Genomic DNA, 19,651 nt, shown 5'->3' with positions numbered 1-19,651 from the left:
CAAAATCAGTCGTGAATTTTTAGCAAAAACCGCCATAACTCAAGGAAGAGCCCCATTGTTCTGATATAAGACCCATAAAACATGGGCAACACACCGTGAATAAAATAGGAAATCTTACCGATAAAGCAGAGAACAGCCAGGTAAACTCCAACTATTTTCTAAAAACTCCCGACTCAGGTTGCAATCCCTTCCTCCTCCCCTTCTCTATAGTATTTATAGCAGAGGTTATATAAACGATTATGAAGCTTTCCCTTGACCATATTCCCGGCAAAATGCGCCACGCCATTAATGAATGCCGGCTAATTCAGATTCGCGGCAGGGTTACTCAGGTCACGGGTACACTACTTAAAGCCGTTATTCCTGGTGTACGGATAGGTGAACTTTGTCACTTACGCAATCCTGACAACACACTGTCGCTTTTGGCGGAGGTGATTGGATTCCAACAACATCAAGCCTTGTTAACACCTCTCGGCGAGATGTTTGGTATCTCTTCAAATACTGAAGTGAGTCCAACCGGAGCTATGCATCAAGTTGGCGTGGGGGACTACCTGTTAGGGCAAGTCCTTGATGGGCTAGGTAATCCATTTTCCGGCGGTCAATTACCGGAGCCACAAGCCTGGTATCCGGTTTACCGAGATGCGCCAGCCCCCATGAGTCGTAAACGGATTGAGCACCCGCTCTCTCTCGGCGTACGCGCTATTGATGGCTTACTCACTTGCGGCGAAGGTCAACGTATGGGGATTTTTGCCGCCGCTGGCGGCGGAAAAAGTACGCTATTATCTACGTTGATTCGTAGCGCCGAAGTTGATGTTACCGTGCTGGCGCTCATCGGTGAACGTGGCCGTGAAGTGCGGGAATTTATCGAATCGGATCTTGGTGAAGAGGGCCTAAAACGCTCAGTGCTGGTGGTAGCGACCTCAGATCGCCCGGCAATGGAGCGGGCTAAAGCAGGATTTGTTGCTACATCAATCGCTGAATATTTTCGTGATCAAGGTAAGCGTGTACTCCTGCTAATGGATTCCGTGACCCGTTTCGCCCGAGCGCAACGAGAAATAGGTTTAGCTGCCGGCGAGCCGCCAACCCGACGTGGTTATCCCCCATCAGTGTTCGCCGCTTTGCCACGGCTAATGGAACGTGCTGGTCAATCCGACAAAGGTTCGATTACCGCCCTCTATACCGTTTTGGTGGAAGGCGATGACATGACAGAGCCTGTAGCAGACGAGACCCGCTCTATCCTTGATGGTCACATTATTTTGTCACGCAAACTGGCGGCGGCTAACCACTATCCAGCTATCGATGTGTTACGTTCCGCTAGCAGGGTGATGAATCAAATTATCACTCCTGAACATCAGGCTCAGGCCGGCCTGTTGCGCAAATGGCTAGCTAAATATGAAGAAGTTGAGCTTTTGTTGCAGATTGGAGAGTACCAAAAAGGGCAAGATCCCGTTGCTGACAATGCCATTGCGCACATTGAAGCAATACGTAGCTGGTTACGCCAAGGCACCCATGAGCCAAGTGATTTACCGCAAACCTTAGCTCAATTACAGCAGATAACAAAATAATGATTGGCCGTTTACAACGTATAAAGGCCTTGCGAGTCGAACGCGCTGAAAAACATTTTTCCTTGCAACAAATGAAACTGCAAACGGCCCGTCAACACCATCAGCAGGCTTTGCAAACCTTGCAAGATTACTGTCAATGGCGAATAGAAGAAGAACAACGGCTTTTTGAATTGTGTCAAGGCCAACCTATTGATCGCAAAGGCCTTGAACGCTGGCAACAACAAATTGCCCTGTTACGCGAAAATGAAGCGCAACTGGAAAAGCAAGTGGCTGAAATGACCGAAAAAGTGGAACTGGAACTCCGTCAATTAAAAGAGTGTCAACGTGTTCTGCACCACGCACGCCAACAGCAAGAAAAATTTAATGAATTGGGTCGTCAGCAACAAGAAGCGATCCGAGCCCAAGGTGAATACCAGGAAGAGCTGGAACAAGAAGAGTTCCATCGCCAGGAAAGAGTGTAAAACAGAAGAGTATGAACCCACTGACAGCTATCGGCAAAAAAGATGTCTCCTCCCTCCCAACGTCGTCTCCCGCAGAAGCAGACGCAGATTCGCAACGCCGTTTCGAGCAAGCTATCACCTCTCATGCCGCCAACACGCGTCAGTCAACCACACGGCGGACGGAACAACCGTTAACCAATACGACGACAAACAATAAACCAGCGGATCAACATGCCACACATGACTCAGATGAGGAGCTTCCACTATTCGACTCTTCCCAACTGGCAATTGATGATCCGCGCAAGCAAGCCTTATCATTGACAGGCCATGGCATGCCTGCGCCACTTCAAAATCAGAAAAAAAACGTATCGTCCCCCGCTCATCGCTTCAATGAGATCGCTAACGAGATAAGGGAATCTCTGTCAGCACCCGAAGTCCCAACACGTCAGCCCAACCTGAACACCTTGACTGATTCTGGCCTAAAACCAGTTGATATCACGGTAACTTCTCATCTTGACACAGCAATGATACCTGTTCAGCAAGACATAAACGATGAACGGGCATATCAAACACCTAGCCGATCCCCATCTCAGCCAGATACACAACACGGTGCCATTCCTCACCAACAAACAGACCCAACTTTACCTATACCTGCCCGCCATGCCAACGAAATCAACTCTGCGGAAGGAAAAACACTGGATGAAATCGAAACATCCCATTTGTTGGTATTAAAGCCAAAAGAGTCCGACTCTCAATCCTCTTACTCTGGTGGATCAGACGGGAAAGCACCTTTCTTCCCACAAACGCAACTCCTGCCGGGGGAGCGCATCCTCGCCACGATGCAAGCAGCTTCAACCCTATCTCCCCTTTTGGAAGCGTTAATCGACAAACTGAGTGTAGAGATCAGTATCGAACTAACCCAACAGCAACGTCCGGCGACATTACATCTGACACTTCCTAGCCTGGGAGCACTTGAGATCCAACTCACCAGCGAGCATGGCAAACTTCAAATAGAGATTTTAGCGAATCCGGCAGCTCAACAACTCCTGAAACAGGCACGCTTTGAACTGATTGAACGTCTACAACTTCTTTACCCAACACAAACTGTTGAACTCTCCCTTCCGTCTCAAACGGATAGTGAACATGGATCACGTCAACGTCGCAGCGTATATGAAGAATGGAAAAAAGATGCATGAATAGCCTGACCTTATCCAAAGTTTCATTGGAAGAATTAACGCTGCACCAGACCCTGAGTCGCCACCAGCAACAATTTAATTGGGATAATAACTATCTCTCGCTGGATGTGATTTCTCCTCCTCAGACGTTAGACAGGAAACTGATCGCCCATTGGCAGGGACAAACCTTCTCCTTGTACTGCCATGCAGCCGAGTTAGCGCTGTGGCTCGCACCTGATCTACAACAAGCGGACCTCACATCACTCCCTCAAGATCTGCTGTTGGCACTACTGGAATATCAAAGCAAAGTGCTACCCACTCTGTCATGGTCAGCACTGAGTACCACGTCAGAACGTCCTTTGTCAGCTTGCTTACGACTACGCCTTGAACGGCCAGGGGCCACATTGCCGCTCTGGTTACCAGAGCCATCCCCCTTAATTGCCATATTGCCAGAACGTCAACCTAGAGAATGCCTGCCTATTCCATTACGGCTTTCTCTGCAATGGGGAGCAATAATCCTGACTTTAGATGTGTTTCGTACTCTGGAATCAGGGGATGTGCTGCTACTGCCCCCACAGCAACAACCAGATGACCCTTTATTAGCGTATCTGGAAGGACGCCCTTGGGCCTACTTTAAATCCCATGACCATAAATTGGAGTTAATCACTATGCACACCCCCTCTCCTGATAGTTCTGACAACGCTCTGCCAGTAACAGACTTAAACGAACTAGAGGTTCATGTCAGTTTCGAAGTGGGCCGTCAGACTCTGGATCTACAGACACTCACCAGCCTGCAACCCGGCTCATTACTCGATCTTGGTGTTCCTTCAGATGGCGAGGTACGTATTCTCGTCAATCAGAAATGCCTGGGTTCAGGGCGATTGGTGGATATTGAAGGACGTCTGGGTGTAAGAGTTGAACATCTCTCCGTGGAGAAACAACCATGATCCAGCTACCGAACGAATTGGATCTCATCATCGGTCTGGCCTTGCTAGCTCTGCTTCCCTTTATTGCCGTGATGGCGACCTCTTTTCTCAAACTGTCTGTGGTATTTTCCTTACTGCGTAACGCATTGGGCGTACAACAGATCCCACCCAACATGGCTATGTACGGATTGGCAATTATCCTCACTATCTATGTGATGGCTCCGGTGGGTTTCGCCACTCAAGATTACCTGCGTCAAAATGAAGTTTCATTCAGCAATGCGCAATCAGTAGATAAATTTGTGGAAGAGGGCCTGACACCTTACCGGAATTTTCTCAAACAACATATTAAACCCAGTGAACGCACTTTCTTTATCGATAGTACCCGACAAATTTGGCCAAGCCAGTATGCAGATCGGCTAGAACCAGACAGCCTATTGATACTGCTACCCGCCTTTACCGTCAGTGAATTAACCCGGGCTTTTGAAATCGGGTTTCTTCTTTATCTACCATTTATTGCAATCGATCTCATTATTTCTAACATTCTGCTGGCAATGGGAATGATGATGGTTTCTCCAATGACTATCTCACTTCCTTTCAAATTACTGTTATTTGTCCTGCTTGATGGCTGGACACGCCTAACACACGGCCTTGTTATCAGTTATGGAGATTGAACATGAGTAATGCTGATATTTTGCATTTCACCAGCCAATCTCTCTGGTTAGTGTTAATCCTTTCCCTGCCGCCGGTACTCATGGCTGCGGCAGTAGGAACATTGGTTTCATTGATCCAAGCGCTCACTCAAATACAAGAACAAACGCTTGGTTTTGTCATCAAATTAATTGCGGTCATTATTACTCTATTCGCTACAGCTACCTGGCTTGGCAACGAACTCTATAGCTTTGCCAACATGACCTTTCTTAAGGTGCCGCTAATCAAATGACCCTACCAGAGCTCCAGCAACAAATGCTTGCTTATACCCTGTTGTTACCACGCATCATGAGTTGCTTTGTGATATTTCCTGTGCTCAGCAAACAGATGCTAGGTGGTGGGTTAATCCGCAACAGCGTGGTCTGCTCACTGGCCCTTTATGCTTACCCAACAGTAGCAGGCAGTCAGTTGCCCACATTAGGTAGTCTGGAATTGACGCTGTTGCTCGGTAAGGAAGTCCTGCTTGGTCTGCTCATTGGCTTTATCGCCTCTATCCCATTTTGGGCGATGGAAGCCACCGGTTTTATTATAGATAACCAACGGGGAGCAACAATGGCTTCAGTGCTTAACCCTTCCCTGGGAAGTCAAACCTCACCCACGGGTCTATTATTGACTCAAACTTTGATAACACTCTTTTTCTCCGGCGGCGCTTTTCTTGGTCTGCTTGGCGCCCTATTTCAAAGCTATAACAGTTGGCCGGTAACGCAGTTTTTTCCCCAAATTACCAATCAGTGGATCCACTTTTTCTATGGTCAGTTTAGCTATCTACTACAGCTCTGCGCTTTAATGGCAGCTCCTTTGCTAATCGCCATGTTTTTAGCAGAGTTCGGGCTGGCACTGATTAGCCGTTTCGCTCCCTCTCTCAACGTTTTCGTGTTAGCAATGCCGATCAAAAGTGCAATTGCCAGCCTGTTACTAGTTATCTATATCCGGTTATTGATGCATCATGCCTATGATAAAGTGCTGTTAATTCTCTCCCCAGTGCGCATGTTAATCCCTATTCTGGAGGCACCATGAGTGGAGAAAAGACTGAAAAACCTACCCCCAAGAAACTTAGAGACGCCCGGAAGAAAGGCCAGGTAACCAAAAGTAACGAAGTCGTCTCCACCTCCTTAATATTGGGGCTAATCGGCATGATAATGGTCATGTCTGAATACTATTTGGAACATCTGGGTAAACTGATGCTAATCCCGGCTAATCTACTGGAGAAACCCTTTCCCCAAGCCTTCAACCATGTGGTTGAAAACTTGATGCAAGAGCTGGTCTACCTCTGCCTGCCAATTCTAAGTGTTTCCGTTTTGCTATCGCTGGCATCACACTTCGCTCAATACGGTTTTCTACTTAGTGGACACGCCATCAAACCTGATATTAAAAAGATCAACCCTGTTGAAGGCGCTAAGAGAATCTTCTCTATCAAGAGTCTGGTGGAATTCATCAAATCAATACTTAAAGTAGGACTGCTCTGCACCTTGGTTTGGATTACTCTGGCAGGCAATCTACAAGCACTACTGCGCCTGCCGGAGTGTGGAACAAGATGTATTGTTCCTGTACTCGGCATAATGTTAACCCAGCTCATGACCGTATGCGGCATGGGGCTTATTGTGATTTCTATTGCCGATTATGCCTTCGAACACTACCAACATATTAAGCAGCTTAGAATGAGTAAAGACGAGATCAAACGGGAATATAAAGAGAGTGAAGGCAGCCCAGAGATCAAAAGCAAACGACGTCAATTTCATCAAGAATTACAATCAAGCAATATGCGCGCTAGCGTTAAGAATTCATCAGTTATCGTCGCCAACCCAACCCACATTGCGGTAGGTATCCGTTATAAGAAAGGAGAGACACCGTTACCCCTTATTACACTCAAGTTCACCGATGCGCAGGCCCTGCAAGTTCGACGTATTGCTGAAGAGGAAGGCATTCCGGTGTTACAACGCATTCCGCTGGCCCGAGCACTTTATCAAGATGGCCTGATAGACCAATATATTCCTGCTGATCTTATCCAAGCTACCGCAGAAGTTTTGCGCTGGCTAGAACAGTGGCAAGATCGCCCGCCGGAGCCGTAACCTGTCCTCAAACAGCGTTTTTTGACAGTCAAACTGCATATATGAACTGAGCATTGGCATTTAACATACCTTGCCAATGCTCAATTGCAAACGAAATACAATTTATACCCGTTATCTTTCAAGTTGCCTCTTTGTTGGCTGCACTCACTCCGGTCACATTAGTTACCTATGCTCCCGGGGATTCGCTCCCTTGCCGTCGCGATGCATCTTGAAATCCATAGGGTATATATTTGTTTCTTAAGCGTTACGATTTAATCACATAATAACAACAAATTTAATATAAATAAAAATTACTGCTAATAACCTAACATTGCTTAAACAATATTATAATAAACAATCCAATTCAGTTGGGTGGATTTTTTGTTTTTATCGATGGATCAAATAGCTGAAATCAGATTGAATTTATTATTAAGTGATTTATATTACACGTAGCTATTTTGATTTCACTTTGCGCTGATTTCTACACCTGCTAATTCGTTAATATTACTCTAGCTATCATTCATTACAATTACTAACGTATTATGAATCACTAATAGATTTCCTGAATAAAAGGAGATAACTATCAATATCAGTCAAGACAAAAGACTCGGTTTATATACCCGTCATCTTTCAAGTTGCCTCTTTGTTGGCTGCACTCGCTCACCCCGGTCACATAGTTATCTATGCTCCCAAGGATTCACTCCCTTGCCGTCGCGATGCATCTTGAAATCCATAGGGTATAACTTTATAACTAAGGGTGCAAAATTTATAGGCAATCGTTATCGTGCAAAAAACTGATCCCTTTTCACTCTTCGTTTATAAAACGTTTATAAAACGTTTATAAAACGTGAGAATAATACAGTATTCGGACCAAAGAACATTATAGGCCCACTAGCAAAAATCATTTTAATTAAAAGATGCTATAGTTAACCATCAGGTTAAATACGTAAAATTATTTTTCACTGTCTATTCCAGGCAGCGAAACCAAAGAAAATATCTACTAATAATAATGTAATTTGTATTTTTAAGACATAACACCAACAGATCCAGGACAATAGAATGAACGGCATCACAACATCAGGGAAGGGAATGGATATCTCACTACTCCAGCGTAGCATGCCTGCCTTTAACGTTATAGAGCACCCCCAAGAAGGGATATATATCCTGCTCGAAGGTGAAATGACATGGCAGGACAGTACCAATACCTACGATATCTCCCACAACGAGTTGCTTTTTGTTCGTCGTGGCAGTTATGCAGCAAAAACGCGTAGCGATACTTGCAAACTACTCTGGTTGCCTCTGAGTACAACTTTCCTCCACGGGTTTCTGCAACGCTTTGGTACTCTGCTCAGTGAAGTCGAGCGGCACAACATGTCAACACCCGAATTAATTGCATTTACCTCATCCCCTCTGTTATCTCAAAGTATAAATGGGCTGGTCGATCTATTGGCTCATGATTATCCTACAGCGCTGGGTCAACTCAGAACAGAAGAACTGCTATTGTTATTAGCATTTGGAGAACAAGGTACTTTGCTCATGTCAGTATTACGACAATTGAGCAATCGCCAAGTGGAACGTTTACAGAGTTTTATGGAAAATCACTACCTTAAGGAGTGGAAACTCAGTGAATTCGCTAAAGAATTTGGTATGGGATTAACCACCTTCAAGGAGCTGTTCCGTTCGGTGTACGGAATATCACCACGCGCTTGGATCAGTGAACGCCGTATTCTTTATGCACATCAACTACTACTCAATAGCGAGATGAGTATTGTTAATATCTCGATGGAAGCAGGATTTTCCAGCCAATCCTACTTCACTCAAAGCTATCGGAGACGCTTTAATTGCACGCCCAGTCGAGCCAGGTATGGCAAAGAGTAACGATTGGCTAAAATAATCTGACGTTTTTTACAAGTTAACCGTTGGCCTGACAGATAAAATAAGGCCATCCCTAATTTAATCGACAAGAGTGACTAGCAGCAAGATGAGCATAGCATGAGCCAGCAAGACCATAATCAGACTCGAACCAGCATGTTTCTCGGCCGCAAGATCTCTGTCACGCAGTCGGGAATTCCACGCCGGGATCAATTACTCGGAAAATCATCGGCTATTCAGTATCAGAATAGAGACATTATCAATAGCCAACAGTTTATTTTATTACAACGTTTGCTACCCAGACATCTGCTGGAAAGCTTGATCAAGTCCGTCTGGTTTCGTAGACGGTTAAATTGCGGGCAAGCTTTGCGGCGTGATGACCTACAACAGCTCATTAGAGCGGCGGCAGAACCGGAATGTGACTGGAATAAGGTGCTGGGTGACCGCATAAACCTAGCTGACAGACATCTTTTACAGCACTGGGTATTACAGCCGCTATTTGACTGGTGGCTCCGTTTGTTGGAGCCAGAGATAGACTTCTGGTTCACTGAATTTGATCAGTTACAGATCCAAGAACGGCAACTGCGTGCTAAAGCGCATTTTTGGCAGCAAGCCGAAAGCGTCTCGTCTCAATGCCGGGAACAATATCATAAAGAGGTTACATCTTTGCAAGCAGCGCTTAATCAACGCAAGCAACTATTAGAAAAACGGCTGTTGACAACGGAAACCCAAGCTCGCGAAGCATGGCCCAACTGGTTTACTGGGCTAGATGCACTCCAGACTGGCGGCGACCTAACCGCTTTTATGCCGGTTCCCGAAGCACTGTCATCCTGTTGGGCGTGGTTGACTACTTTAGAGCATGACACCGAGGAAGCTACTCACTTGAAAAAATGGCTTTGTGCCCATTTTCTGTGCCTGCCACAGGACAATTTTTACTGGCAATCGACGACCTAATTATTAGAGGAAACATGCAAATTCTACTCAATCATTTGGCCAGTCGCTTAGGCCAGAAGCCTTTTATTTCCGATAGACAAGGGCATTACCATTTGCACATTGATAACTACAACCTGTTTTTTCGCCAACAGGGAACTGAACTTGTGTTATCCAGCCCGCTAAGCTGGCGCCACAACCCAAAAGATCCGTCAGGCGATGAATTACTGAAAACACTATTGCAACAAGTTACGCGCTGGGGACGCCATGCTCCCCATGCACTGACCTTAGATGAATCAGAGAATCTTATTCTGGAAGCACGCCTTGACCTTGATAGTTTGGATATTCAAATACTGGAACAGATGCTAACTCTGCACATCGATCTACTGGAACAAATCATGGCTTTATTGTCGGAAACCCAATCCGCCCCTCAATGGAAACAGGCAATATGGCAACCATGAAACCATTCCAAAGGCTATGCCGTTCCCTACTGTTATCGTTGAGTATCAGCAGTGTGATGCTCCCTTCTGCTTATAGCCAAGATCTGGATTGGTTTCCTGCGCCTTATAACTATCTGGCAAAAGGAGAAAGCTTGCGGGATGTACTGGTTAATTTCGGCGCCAACTATGAAGCATCAGTGGTTGTCAGCGACAAGGTGACCGATCAAGTTAACGGCCATTTTGAGCAGGACACTCCTCAGGAATTCCTGCAACATTTATCCTCTCTCTATAATCTGGTCTGGTACTACGACGGGAGTGTGCTTTATGTATTCAAAAACAGTGAAATACAATCGCGCTTGCTTAAACTTGAACGGACCAACGCAACGGAGTTACAGCAAGCCCTAAAACGTTCCGGTATTTGGGAGCCACGCTTTGGCTGGCGTCCTGATCCAGGCAACCAACTGGTTTACGTATCAGGCCCTCCTCGTTATCTTGAACTGCTTGATCAGACTACATCCGCACTGGAACAGCAGTCATTGCTGCGTAGCGAAAAAACGGGCGCCTTGACAGTGGAAATTTTCCCGCTCAAATACGCCTCAGTGGTCGATCGCAAGATCCAGTATCGTGATACCAGTATTGAGGCGCCGGGCATAGCCACCATCCTCTCCCGCCTGCTCAGTGATACCAATGTGAGCGCTGTTACTGGTGAAGCATCTTCTTCTATGGGAGAAAGCTACTCAAACCGTGCGGTCGTACAAGCAGAACCCTCCCTAAATGCCATCATTGTACGGGATAACCCGGAAAGGATGTCCATGTACGCCCATTTGATCAACGCACTGGATAAACCATCCGCCCGGATTGAAGTTGCCCTTTCCATCATTGACATCGACGCAAACAACCTTTCAGAACTAGGAGTTGACTGGCAAGTCGGAATCAACACCGGGCCTCGCCATATCATTGATATCACAACTTCTGCCAGGGAAAAAAGAGAGAGCAAAGAAAAAGGTGAAAACCTCGGTTCAGCCGCATTAAGTAGCCTGGTCGATCGCCGTGGCCTGGATTACCTGCTCGCCAAAATAACCTTACTAGAGAGTAAAGGAAGCGCTCAGGTGATTTCCCGCCCAACGCTTTTAACGCAGGAGAATACACAAGCAGTCATTGACAACAATGAAACCTACTACGTAAAAGTTAATGGCGAACGGGTTGCCGAGCTTAAAAGCCTTACCTATGGCACTATGCTGCGCATGATCCCTAGAGTCATCCAAGTAGGAGATTCTCCTGAAATCAGTTTAGACCTGCATATTGAGGATGGTAACCAGAAACCTAATAGCTCAGGACAGGATGGCATCCCGACTATCAGCCGAACCGTTGTCGATACCGTTGCCAGAGTTGGACATGGGCAAAGTCTGCTGATTGGTGGCATCTACCGCGACGAAATGAGTCAAATAACACGCAAGGTGCCATTTTTAAGCGATATCCCCTACCTGGGTGTCTTGTTTCGCAATACCAGTGAGCAAGTTCGGCGATCAGTACGGCTATTCATTATTGAGCCACGTCTGATTGATAGTGGGATAGCCCATTATCTGGCTCTTGGTAACGGACAAGATCTACGCCCTGGATTACTGGCAACACAGGATATCTCTAACCAGAGCCTATCGCTGAGTAAAGTTCTGGGAAGTGCACAATGCCAACCATTATCCTCAGCCCATCAAGTACAAGAAACCCTACGGCAAGCAGGTAAAAGCTCATTTCTATCCTCATGCCGAATGGGTAAAACTTACGGATGGCGAGTCATTGAACAACAATGTTCATTGAAGGAAACCTGGTGTGTTCGTGCGCAAAATAAGGCGAACAGATGAGTTGGAAAATTCGCTTTTACCGCGGACTGAATAAAAGTATTGAGGTTAATTTAGCTGAGGGGCGTTTAGCCATCGGCTCAGACCCCCTACAGGCAGATATCGTTCTGGTGGATGAAGATGTTGCGCCTGTGCACCTGATTTTAGAAGTCGAACCAGACTCAATTCGCCTGTTGGAATGGGCCGGTGAAGTCGCACCAAGTCAGAATGGCGAACCGCTATCATCGGGTGCGACATTGCAAGCGCTGGCCCGTCAAGAGGCTGGCCCGTTATTGTGGGCTTTTTGTGACCAACAACATGCATTCCCGAACCAACTCGCTGAACTGGCGGTCATACCACGCCAGCGCCCTGCCCGCCAAAATCGTAGCCGGGTAGCAGGCGGGATGTTGATACTTTGTCTGGTCTTGGCACTCGGTCTTCTGGCACTGCTTGGGCATGAAGGATGGCAAAGGAGCAACATGTCCAATGGCCTCGCCGAGCAAGAACTACGCCGTTTTCTCAATGGCGATTCAGCCTATCGCCAGATAAGTGTACAAATGATGCCCGATCATGGGCCACTACTGCTCAAAGGTTATGTGGACCTCAATCAACAACGGCTGGCGCTGCAACAGTATCTCGATACTCACTCTCTCAGTTATCGGCTGGAGTTGCGTACTATGGAAGAATTACGTCAGGGGGTGGATTTCATTTTACAAAAATTAGGCTATGCCCAGGTACAAAGCCGCAATGGCAAACAACCCGGTTGGGTCCGCCTTACGGGAGAAGTCACTGATACCAGCCAGCAATGGAACGATATCGAGTCACTACTCAAACGTGATGTTCCGGGATTACTTGGTATAGAAAACCAGACGAAGTTCACCGGTAATCACCTCAAGCGACTGGATATGTTATTGGCTAAACATGATTTACCCGACTCGCTGATCTACAAAGATAAAAATGATCGTATCGAGTTCACTGGTCAATTGGATGAGCACCAGACGCATAACTTCTACCGCTTACAGCAGGTATTTAAACAAGAGTTCGGCAGCCGGCCAACACTGGTATTACTGAATAATAAGCGTCTCACTCGCAATGATGAGCTCAATTTCGACGTCCGGGCCGTTTCCTTCGGGCGTGTACCCTATGTGGTACTCAAAAACAACCTGCGTTATCCGGTTGGAGCAACCACAGAAAATGGTTTAAGAATCGAAGCCATCCGTCAAGATGCGATTGTTATTATCAAGGGTGGACAACAATTTATCGTCAAACTTAACAGGAGCCCAGCTTCATGATGACATCCCTGGAAGCACGACTGTTTGGTGCTGATCCCACTTATGTCAACGAAATGCAACACCGTCTCGCTCAGGCGCTGAACGATATCAAACAACGCCTGAGACGCGGCGGTTCAGTACAAGAATACCAACAATGGCAACTGGAGGCTGATGCCATCCAAGCTGCAATCACAATACTTAACACAACAGAAGGAAACCATCATGGCTGAAATTTTTACTTCCGCAAAGACAGTTAATACTCTCGATAAGGTTGCTGAGCAGCTTAAGACCCAAGCCAACACAGCTAACACCGACGTTAATGACGCAATCGCCGCCCTCAGCGGCGGGCCTGATAACCCTGCTTTGCTAGCTGATTTACAACACAAAATCAACAAGTGGTCGGTAATCTACAACATTAACTCTACTGTCACCCGGTCCATGAAAGACCTGATGCAGGGCATATTACAGAAGATCTAATCATGACACGTTCACTCAAAGGGCTACTGGCAGATATTGCTCTGGTTGGAAGCGGCCATCACTGTCATGACGAAGCCAATATTATTGCCGACTGGCTGATGTCAAGCGAGGAAGGACAAGAAGCAGCAAACCTGATTCGGCTCTCTTCTCTAACGAACCAAGGCAAATATCAACAGGCTCTGGATTTTGGTCGGGATCTCCCTTGGCCTATTTTAGAACCTTGGTTAGCTTTGTGTGAGTGGCGTTTGGGTCTGGCATCAGCTCTGGAGCAGAGACTGACGCGAATGGCGGGCAGCGACGATCCACAATTGCTCTCCTTCGTTGACGGCATGCGGGAACAACTGGCTCATGAATAGGATTGAAGGACCATCCTATAACACTGTGTCGCAACCAACGGTACAGCCTTCGGTCAGTTCCAAGCACCAGCACAGCTTTGAGCAAGCACTGGAAACCACGCCTGATCAGCAAATGCTGAAAGAGCGCCAGCAACGCTGGCTTCAGGGAGAACCGCTGGAAAACGTTTTAGCCGACTTCGAGCCAGCGACACAGCGCAAAGTGACATGGCAGTGGTATCAGGCTTTATCGTCTGACAAACAGCCCTCCCAACGTGCTCAGTTAGAAGACAAGCTGATCGCTCCGGTACAAGAGCAGCTATGGTCGCAGTTTGGTGGCTTGACAGGCAATATCAAGCCATCACTGGATATGCCAGAACTTAGAAAGATTGTTCGTGAATTCGCCCCCACAGGTCGACAACAGGAGACAGTGCTCCTCAAGATACTCGGCAAGATTGAACCTATTCCTGGCAATGAGTACCTGAGTGACCTTATCCGGCAGGAGTTGAAAACATTGATCCCCCGTAACGGTATGGTGGATAACCTGATTCGAAACTCACACAAACCTGATTTGGAAGAATAATGGATCTACCGCAACTCAGTAAAACAAGGATAGACAACCTAGATAAACTCAACACACCTCAAATTTGGAGGAACAATGGATCTACCACATATAAGCGAGACACTGATCACCAGCCTGGATGAACTCAACACATCTCAGGCCAGTGCAGAAAATATTGCGAGTTTTGAACTTGCTATGTCCAATCAAGATCAGGGGATTGAAAACAATCTGATCAATGAATTAGGTCAGATCAGGCAACAACTTACTCAGGCGAAACAAGATCTGGAAACACAGCTAGCGGTCCCTAGCAGTGATCCTAACAGCCTGATGCAAATGCAGTGGTCTCTAATGCGGATCACCCTGCAAGAAGAGCTGATTGCCAAAACGGTAGGACGACTCAATCAAAACATTGAAACCCTAATGAAAGCCCAGTGAGGAGCTGTGAAGAAACACTATATAATCTGCGTCATGCTCGCTGTCCTGATGCTAACTGGCTGTAAAATCGAACTCTACACCGGAGTTAGCCAAAAAGAAGGCAACGAAATGTTAGCCTTGCTCAGGGAAGCGGGCATTTCCTCTGATAAGCAGCCAGACAAAGATGGCAATATCAAGCTGTTAGTCGAAGAGTCTGATATCGCCCAAGCTGTTGAGGTGCTCAAGCGTAAAGGATATCCACGGGAGAGCTTTTCCTCGTTACAAGATGTCTTCCCTAAAGACGGCCTTATCTCTTCACCAATAGAGGAGCGAGCACGGCTTAATTTCGCCAAAGCACAGGAGATTGCTCGAACACTTTCTGAGATCGATGGTGTGCTGGTAGCACGGGTACATGTTGTTTTACCCGAGGAGCAAGACAGACTAGGTAAAAAACTATCGCCAGCCTCTTCCTCGGTGTTTATCAAGCACGCAGCGGATGTGCAACTCGACACTTACATTCCTCAGATCAAGCAACTGGTTAATAACAGCATTGAAGGGTTGAGTTATGATCGGATCAGTGTCGTATTAGTACCCGCAGCAGGCGTACGTCAAGTACCGCTGGCACCACGCTACTCCACTCTGTTCTCTATCCAAGTGACTGAAGAATCACAAGGACGGCTGATTGGACTGTTTGTGCTATTATTGGCCCTGTTATTTATCAGCAATCTGGCACAATTCCTGTGGCACCGAAGCAGGATGCAATAATGGTAACAGCATTAACGCCCTATCAGTTTCGGTTTTGCCCTGCCAGCTATATTCATTCTGATCATCTATCACCAGAATGGCTTGCAGTCTTATCTTCCCTACCTGAGTGGCGAAACTCTCCCAGGCTTAATGGACTACTGCTAACCCAATTTGATCTGAATGTGGACTATGAATTACCAACTGGATTGGGAAATATTGCCTTGTTAGAGCAATCGTGCTTAGAACAACTTCTTACCTGGCTAGGAGCTTTACTTCATGGGCAAGCTATCCGCCATTGTCTGATGGCGACAGAACTTCGCCACTTACATGACTCACTAGGAAAAGAGGGACATCGCTTCTGCTTAAATTATCTCGACATCATTATCGGCAACTGGCCAACTGGCTGGCAGCGCTCATTACCACCAGAAATCAATGCAAACTATTTTCGTACCAGTGCTTTACAGTTCTGGCTAACGGCGATGGAGCCTCCTCCTATTGATTTCGCTAAGCGCCTGAGCCTACGGCTTCCCTCTTATGAAAACCTCGCGGCCTGGCCTGTCAGCCAGGCAGAACGACCGTTGGCACAAGCATTGTGTCTCAAATTGGCTAAGCAAGTGAACACAGAATGTTACCATTTATTAAAATAACGACAGAGCATCTTCAACTGTCTCCTGAACTCCAGATACTGCGTAAAGCGGACTATCAGACCTGCCTCAGTGCCAAATCTCTGCTTGAGGCTGCCCGGCTTCAGGCACAAGAAATTGAACATGACGCGCAGGCGGTGTATGAGCAACAAAAAGAGTTAGGTTGGCAAGCAGGCATTGATGCTGCCCGCGCAGAACAAGCTAACCTGATTCATCAAACCCAGTTGCAATGCCAACAATATTACCGGCAGGTGGAGCAACAGATGAGCAATGTAGTATTGCAGGCTGTACGTAAAATCCTAAAGAATTATGACCAAGTTTCCCTCACCTTACAGGTAGTTCATGAGGCCCTGTCATTAGTCAGTAACCAAAAACAGGTTATCCTGCGCGTTAATCCTGAACAGGCCGCAACAGTTCGCGAACAAATATCACGGGTACACAAAGATTTCCCTGAAATCGGCTACTTAGAGATCACTGCTGATGAGCGCCTCGATCAAGGGGGCTGTATTTTAGAAACAGAAGTCGGGATCATTGATGCCAGTTTGGATAGCCAATTAGAAGCACTGATGTCAGCCATCAATAACCAATGGCAAAGTTGACGACACCATCACACTTCAAAGAGATAACCGGTTTTCGACGGAAAGTGAAAATTTCTTCTGCCGTTATTAATATTCTCTATTTCGACAAAACATTATGATTCACTCTACCTAATATCCAAGCGTATATCTCAAAAAAAACCACTTAAGGAGTGACCATTGTCTCCCATTTCAGGTATTAATCACCAAAGAATATTTCCTACCCAACAGCTCGATACCACAGCCGTTAATCAACCACAGGGTGAACTGTCGGGTAAATCCCTGAAAGTCTCTTCACCCAGACCAGGGTTATTAGAGCGCCTCTCAGCGGCGATTCAACGCAATCTACCGGGCCATTCTATGCTCGATCGTCAACTAACCACCGATGGCAAGAAGAATCAAGAAAGCCGCTTCTCGTTCAGCATGATCAAGGACAGAATTGTTCACTTTGCGGTGAGCACCACATTAGGGAGTGTTAGAGATTCTGCAAATAAACACGGTGGAGAAGTGACTTTCAAGTTCGCCCAGACCAAAGGTACCTTTCTGGACCAAATCATGAAACATAGTGACACCTCCGGCGGGGTTTGTGAATCCATATCAGCTCATTGGATAAGCGCTCATGCCAAAGGAGAAAGTGTCTTCGATCAGCTCTACGTAGGCGGCCAGAAAGGTCAATTCCATATCGACTCTCTGGTTTCCATCAAACAGTTACAGATGGATGGCATGGACCCCTATGCCGAACAAAGTCAAATAACGGAATCCTGGCTTAGTGAGAACGGCGTCCAACCACGAAGCCAGCTTGATACAAACGGCGAAACTGGCAGCAAAGGCACAAAAGATCTATTAAACGCTATCCTGGATACAGGTAATAAGGGATCAGGCTACAAGAAGATCAGCTTTGAAGGGCAGATGGCTGGACACACTGTAGCCGCCTATGTCGATGACCAGAAAGGTGTTACCTTCTTCGATCCTAACTTCGGCGAGTTCAACTTCCCGGATAAAACCTCATTCTCCAACTGGTTCTCTCAAGATTTCTGGTCCAAATCCATGTACAACAAGGAAATCGGACTGGGACAAAATTTCTACGTTTCCAACTTCGAGCCTAAAACACGATGACACACGATTATCACCAGCTTATAGAAGCGCTGTTCTCTAAACTCGGAGTGCCCGCGTCCCCTACCGACGATGGTATCTACACTTTAGAAGTTGATGGACGTTTTCAGGTATTGATTGGCTGTTATCACGACAACTGGCTACAGTTGTTCTGCGAATTAGGGTCCGAAGTCAGTCATGCCAACAATCTTTTTGGGCAACATTGGCCGGCTCATGTCCAAGGTGATTTGGATGGACAAGCAATTTTGTGGTCACAACGCCCCTTGGTCGAAGTAGACGTAACTGAACTACAAGCTTGGTTAGAACGCTTTATTGATGATATTGAGCAACGCCTGACACCTAACACAACCCAACAGCCTAAAAATCTGCCGCCTTCCTTGATGCGGGTTTGAAACCACTACCGGAATATAAGTTTAATGGGAGCTTCAATATTTGCTCCCCTTTAAACTGCCAAGGCGAAATAATCAAACAAAGAGTTAAAAAAAATACTGTTACCGCCATGCAAAAAAACCGCAATTAAGCGGTTTTTTACTGATTAACAACTTTAACTACTCAGGATATTACCTTCATCGCTATCGTAAAGTCGCTAATAGATTTAAGCAGTCAAATTAAATCAAGATAATACGATAACATTTGCTGCGGATGGGCCTTTAGCACCACTCTCAACAGAGAATGAAACTTCCTGACCTTCTTCCAGTGTTTTGAAATTATTACTCTGAATTGCAGAATAATGGACAAAAACATCTTTACTTCCATCTTTTGGGGAAATAAAGCCAAAACCTTTATCGTTGTTAAACCATTTTACTGAGCCAGTCATTGCATTAGACATAGAATTTTCCTTTAATTTTATTAAGTTGCCATAAGGCGTTATGAGGTCTGTTTTTCAGTTTTACTTATGGATACTAATTATAAGGAATTCGCAATGAAGTGGTATCGGGGATAACGCTAAATGGTGAACTGCTTTAACTTTCTTTTCATAAATAGGTCTGTACTTCCAAACCAGTGACGTTATTAAATCACATTGATTGGTCATTAGCAAATTTTAATTTCATTTATTTTTTTCTATTGGTGTTCTCCTTTATCCTAAATTTCGACTTTATCCATATTGCATGGCTTTACCATGGCCATAACTAACTGAATTATAAAAAGTTTTTATCTACAAACCCCTATTTTTCAAAGTTATAGCAACTGATTTAAATTTACAATTTATCCCTAACAACCTAATCAGGCTACAATCCGTAACCTGAAATGAATAAAAATAAAATTAACATGCAGCAATCTTCAAATAACCATTGCAGTTAGTGAGCTGTGACATATTAACATAAGGGAAAATCTTATAGTTATTAATAAGTTTTCCATTAAGAGCGCGACATTTTGCTGAAACATTACATGAACGCTCTCCGGCTTTCGAGACCGATGCATTACAAGATTGGGCAGCACTAGATACATTCCACTTCGCAATACAATCCTGAGTAGTAATTGGAATAGTAGGCACAATAGACTTGTCATCTCCACTACTTGCATTTGCAGAAGCAATGCGACTAACATAAACTTCTCATATTTATGTATCCTTAGAGAATCAT

The 19,651-nt window shown here is 45.8% G+C and carries 24 protein-coding genes; 23 read left to right on the top strand and 1 reads right to left on the bottom strand.

Annotated elements, in window-relative coordinates; genetic code table 11:
- Nucleotides 1–239: 239 nt before the first annotated feature.
- The 23 genes from sctN (at nucleotide 240) to LG003_RS10590 (ending at nucleotide 18,460) form a co-directional block, all read left to right on the top strand.
- The gene (gene sctN, locus LG003_RS10700) at nucleotides 240–1,562 is read left to right on the top strand and encodes a type III secretion system ATPase SctN (RefSeq protein WP_112879036.1); all 1,323 of its coding nucleotides are present in this window, start codon (nucleotides 240–242) and stop codon (nucleotides 1,560–1,562) included.
- On the top strand, nucleotides 1,562–2,023 hold the full coding sequence (locus tag LG003_RS10695) for a type III secretion protein (RefSeq protein WP_112879035.1): 462 nt from the start codon (nucleotides 1,562–1,564) through the stop codon (nucleotides 2,021–2,023). The genes sctN and LG003_RS10695 overlap by 1 nt, the downstream gene beginning before the upstream one ends.
- 11 nt (nucleotides 2,024–2,034) lie before the next feature.
- Nucleotides 2,035–3,198 carry a type III secretion system needle length determinant gene (locus LG003_RS10690; RefSeq protein WP_262980698.1) on the top strand — a complete coding sequence of 388 codons (1,164 nt, stop codon included), beginning with the start codon at nucleotides 2,035–2,037 and terminating at the stop codon, nucleotides 3,196–3,198.
- Nucleotides 3,195–4,124 (top strand): type III secretion system cytoplasmic ring protein SctQ, encoded by a 930-nt coding sequence (gene sctQ / locus LG003_RS10685; RefSeq protein WP_112879033.1) that lies wholly within the window; start codon nucleotides 3,195–3,197, stop codon nucleotides 4,122–4,124. The genes LG003_RS10690 and sctQ overlap by 4 nt, the downstream gene beginning before the upstream one ends.
- The gene (sctR, locus tag LG003_RS10680) at nucleotides 4,121–4,774 is read left to right on the top strand and encodes a type III secretion system export apparatus subunit SctR (protein ID WP_112879032.1); all 654 of its coding nucleotides are present in this window, start codon (nucleotides 4,121–4,123) and stop codon (nucleotides 4,772–4,774) included. The genes sctQ and sctR overlap by 4 nt, the downstream gene beginning before the upstream one ends.
- A 2-nt stretch (nucleotides 4,775–4,776) precedes the next feature.
- On the top strand, nucleotides 4,777–5,043 hold the full coding sequence (gene sctS / locus LG003_RS10675) for a type III secretion system export apparatus subunit SctS (protein ID WP_112879031.1): 267 nt from the start codon (nucleotides 4,777–4,779) through the stop codon (nucleotides 5,041–5,043).
- Nucleotides 5,040–5,828: a type III secretion system export apparatus subunit SctT gene (gene sctT / locus LG003_RS10670; protein ID WP_112879030.1), complete on the top strand. Its 789-nt coding sequence runs from the start codon at nucleotides 5,040–5,042 to the stop codon at nucleotides 5,826–5,828. Before sctS ends, sctT begins: the two co-directional genes overlap by 4 nt.
- A complete protein-coding gene (sctU, locus tag LG003_RS10665; RefSeq protein WP_262980697.1) occupies nucleotides 5,825–6,880 on the top strand; it encodes a type III secretion system export apparatus subunit SctU in 1,056 nt (351 codons plus the stop codon). Before sctT ends, sctU begins: the two co-directional genes overlap by 4 nt.
- A 1,038-nt stretch (nucleotides 6,881–7,918) precedes the next feature.
- Nucleotides 7,919–8,737, top strand: a complete 819-nt coding sequence (locus LG003_RS10660) for a helix-turn-helix transcriptional regulator (RefSeq protein WP_112879028.1) — start codon at nucleotides 7,919–7,921, stop codon at nucleotides 8,735–8,737.
- A gap of 114 nt (nucleotides 8,738–8,851) precedes the next feature.
- Complete coding sequence (locus tag LG003_RS10655; protein WP_112879027.1) at nucleotides 8,852–9,685, top strand: T3SS regulon anti-activator ExsD domain-containing protein; 834 nt, start codon at nucleotides 8,852–8,854, stop codon at nucleotides 9,683–9,685.
- Nucleotides 9,686–9,699: 14 nt separating this feature from the next.
- Nucleotides 9,700–10,122, top strand: coding sequence for a YscB family type III secretion system chaperone (locus tag LG003_RS10650; RefSeq protein ID WP_112879026.1), 423 nt, complete (start codon nucleotides 9,700–9,702; stop codon nucleotides 10,120–10,122).
- Entirely contained in the window at nucleotides 10,110–11,960 is a 1,851-nt protein-coding gene (gene sctC, locus LG003_RS10645; protein ID WP_315903383.1) for a type III secretion system outer membrane ring subunit SctC, read from the top strand. Before LG003_RS10650 ends, sctC begins: the two co-directional genes overlap by 13 nt.
- The gene (gene sctD / locus LG003_RS10640) at nucleotides 11,957–13,228 is read left to right on the top strand and encodes a type III secretion system inner membrane ring subunit SctD (RefSeq protein WP_112879025.1); all 1,272 of its coding nucleotides are present in this window, start codon (nucleotides 11,957–11,959) and stop codon (nucleotides 13,226–13,228) included. The genes sctC and sctD overlap by 4 nt, the downstream gene beginning before the upstream one ends.
- Complete coding sequence (locus LG003_RS10635; RefSeq protein WP_049582494.1) at nucleotides 13,225–13,437, top strand: EscE/YscE/SsaE family type III secretion system needle protein co-chaperone; 213 nt, start codon at nucleotides 13,225–13,227, stop codon at nucleotides 13,435–13,437. The genes sctD and LG003_RS10635 overlap by 4 nt, the downstream gene beginning before the upstream one ends.
- On the top strand, nucleotides 13,430–13,684 hold the full coding sequence (sctF, locus tag LG003_RS10630; RefSeq protein WP_112879024.1) for a type III secretion system needle filament subunit SctF: 255 nt from the start codon (nucleotides 13,430–13,432) through the stop codon (nucleotides 13,682–13,684). Before LG003_RS10635 ends, sctF begins: the two co-directional genes overlap by 8 nt.
- Nucleotides 13,685–13,686: 2 nt before the next feature.
- The gene (locus tag LG003_RS10625; RefSeq protein ID WP_262980695.1) at nucleotides 13,687–14,040 is read left to right on the top strand and encodes a YscG family type III secretion system chaperone; all 354 of its coding nucleotides are present in this window, start codon (nucleotides 13,687–13,689) and stop codon (nucleotides 14,038–14,040) included.
- Complete coding sequence (locus LG003_RS10620; protein WP_262980694.1) at nucleotides 14,033–14,599, top strand: YopR family T3SS polymerization control protein; 567 nt, start codon at nucleotides 14,033–14,035, stop codon at nucleotides 14,597–14,599. Before LG003_RS10625 ends, LG003_RS10620 begins: the two co-directional genes overlap by 8 nt.
- 75 nt (nucleotides 14,600–14,674) lie before the next feature.
- The gene (gene sctI, locus LG003_RS10615) at nucleotides 14,675–15,013 is read left to right on the top strand and encodes a type III secretion system inner rod subunit SctI (RefSeq protein ID WP_118985034.1); all 339 of its coding nucleotides are present in this window, start codon (nucleotides 14,675–14,677) and stop codon (nucleotides 15,011–15,013) included.
- Between the two features lie 6 nt (nucleotides 15,014–15,019).
- The gene (gene sctJ / locus LG003_RS10610) at nucleotides 15,020–15,757 is read left to right on the top strand and encodes a type III secretion system inner membrane ring lipoprotein SctJ (protein ID WP_390894120.1); all 738 of its coding nucleotides are present in this window, start codon (nucleotides 15,020–15,022) and stop codon (nucleotides 15,755–15,757) included.
- The gene (locus tag LG003_RS10605) at nucleotides 15,757–16,383 is read left to right on the top strand and encodes a Yop proteins translocation protein K (RefSeq protein ID WP_262980693.1); all 627 of its coding nucleotides are present in this window, start codon (nucleotides 15,757–15,759) and stop codon (nucleotides 16,381–16,383) included. Before sctJ ends, LG003_RS10605 begins: the two co-directional genes overlap by 1 nt.
- A complete protein-coding gene (locus LG003_RS10600) occupies nucleotides 16,362–16,979 on the top strand; it encodes an HrpE/YscL family type III secretion apparatus protein (protein WP_112879018.1) in 618 nt (205 codons plus the stop codon). The genes LG003_RS10605 and LG003_RS10600 overlap by 22 nt, the downstream gene beginning before the upstream one ends.
- 156 nt (nucleotides 16,980–17,135) lie before the next feature.
- Nucleotides 17,136–18,071, top strand: coding sequence for a YopT-type cysteine protease domain-containing protein (locus tag LG003_RS10595; RefSeq protein ID WP_112879017.1), 936 nt, complete (start codon nucleotides 17,136–17,138; stop codon nucleotides 18,069–18,071).
- Entirely contained in the window at nucleotides 18,068–18,460 is a 393-nt protein-coding gene (locus tag LG003_RS10590) for a CesT family type III secretion system chaperone (RefSeq protein ID WP_112879016.1), read from the top strand. The genes LG003_RS10595 and LG003_RS10590 overlap by 4 nt, the downstream gene beginning before the upstream one ends.
- Before the next feature lie 221 nt (nucleotides 18,461–18,681).
- Here the strand turns inward: LG003_RS10590 and cspE are convergent, their stop codons facing one another.
- Nucleotides 18,682–18,897, bottom strand: a complete 216-nt coding sequence (gene cspE, locus LG003_RS10585) for a transcription antiterminator/RNA stability regulator CspE (protein WP_112879015.1) — start codon at nucleotides 18,895–18,897, stop codon at nucleotides 18,682–18,684.
- Between the last annotated feature and the right edge of the window lie 754 nt (nucleotides 18,898–19,651).

The organism is Photorhabdus kleinii, from assembly GCF_025384885.1.
GTDB lineage: Bacteria > Pseudomonadota > Gammaproteobacteria > Enterobacterales > Enterobacteriaceae > Photorhabdus > Photorhabdus kayaii.
This window is presented reverse-complemented; position numbering and strand designations above follow the sequence as displayed.

What these genes read in the sequence shown, in the direction of transcription:
- sctN (WP_112879036.1), top strand. Translation starts at nt 240, where the DNA reads ATGAAGCTTTCCCTTGACCATATTCCCGGCAAAATGCGCCACGCCATT.
- LG003_RS10695 (WP_112879035.1), top strand. Translation starts at nt 1,562, where the DNA reads ATGATTGGCCGTTTACAACGTATAAAGGCCTTGCGAGTCGAACGCGCT.
- LG003_RS10690 (WP_262980698.1), top strand. Translation starts at nt 2,035, where the DNA reads ATGAACCCACTGACAGCTATCGGCAAAAAAGATGTCTCCTCCCTCCCA.
- sctQ (WP_112879033.1), top strand. Translation starts at nt 3,195, where the DNA reads ATGAATAGCCTGACCTTATCCAAAGTTTCATTGGAAGAATTAACGCTG.
- sctR (WP_112879032.1), top strand. Translation starts at nt 4,121, where the DNA reads ATGATCCAGCTACCGAACGAATTGGATCTCATCATCGGTCTGGCCTTG.
- sctS (WP_112879031.1), top strand. Translation starts at nt 4,777, where the DNA reads ATGAGTAATGCTGATATTTTGCATTTCACCAGCCAATCTCTCTGGTTA.
- sctT (WP_112879030.1), top strand. Translation starts at nt 5,040, where the DNA reads ATGACCCTACCAGAGCTCCAGCAACAAATGCTTGCTTATACCCTGTTG.
- sctU (WP_262980697.1), top strand. Translation starts at nt 5,825, where the DNA reads ATGAGTGGAGAAAAGACTGAAAAACCTACCCCCAAGAAACTTAGAGAC.
- LG003_RS10660 (WP_112879028.1), top strand. Translation starts at nt 7,919, where the DNA reads ATGAACGGCATCACAACATCAGGGAAGGGAATGGATATCTCACTACTC.
- LG003_RS10655 (WP_112879027.1), top strand. Translation starts at nt 8,852, where the DNA reads ATGAGCCAGCAAGACCATAATCAGACTCGAACCAGCATGTTTCTCGGC.
- LG003_RS10650 (WP_112879026.1), top strand. Translation starts at nt 9,700, where the DNA reads ATGCAAATTCTACTCAATCATTTGGCCAGTCGCTTAGGCCAGAAGCCT.
- sctC (WP_315903383.1), top strand. Translation starts at nt 10,110, where the DNA reads ATGGCAACCATGAAACCATTCCAAAGGCTATGCCGTTCCCTACTGTTA.
- sctD (WP_112879025.1), top strand. Translation starts at nt 11,957, where the DNA reads ATGAGTTGGAAAATTCGCTTTTACCGCGGACTGAATAAAAGTATTGAG.
- LG003_RS10635 (WP_049582494.1), top strand. Translation starts at nt 13,225, where the DNA reads ATGATGACATCCCTGGAAGCACGACTGTTTGGTGCTGATCCCACTTAT.
- sctF (WP_112879024.1), top strand. Translation starts at nt 13,430, where the DNA reads ATGGCTGAAATTTTTACTTCCGCAAAGACAGTTAATACTCTCGATAAG.
- LG003_RS10625 (WP_262980695.1), top strand. Translation starts at nt 13,687, where the DNA reads ATGACACGTTCACTCAAAGGGCTACTGGCAGATATTGCTCTGGTTGGA.
- LG003_RS10620 (WP_262980694.1), top strand. Translation starts at nt 14,033, where the DNA reads ATGAATAGGATTGAAGGACCATCCTATAACACTGTGTCGCAACCAACG.
- sctI (WP_118985034.1), top strand. Translation starts at nt 14,675, where the DNA reads ATGGATCTACCACATATAAGCGAGACACTGATCACCAGCCTGGATGAA.
- LG003_RS10605 (WP_262980693.1), top strand. Translation starts at nt 15,757, where the DNA reads ATGGTAACAGCATTAACGCCCTATCAGTTTCGGTTTTGCCCTGCCAGC.
- LG003_RS10600 (WP_112879018.1), top strand. Translation starts at nt 16,362, where the DNA reads ATGTTACCATTTATTAAAATAACGACAGAGCATCTTCAACTGTCTCCT.
- LG003_RS10590 (WP_112879016.1), top strand. Translation starts at nt 18,068, where the DNA reads ATGACACACGATTATCACCAGCTTATAGAAGCGCTGTTCTCTAAACTC.
- cspE (WP_112879015.1), bottom strand. Translation starts at nt 18,897, where the DNA reads ATGTCTAATGCAATGACTGGCTCAGTAAAATGGTTTAACAACGATAAA.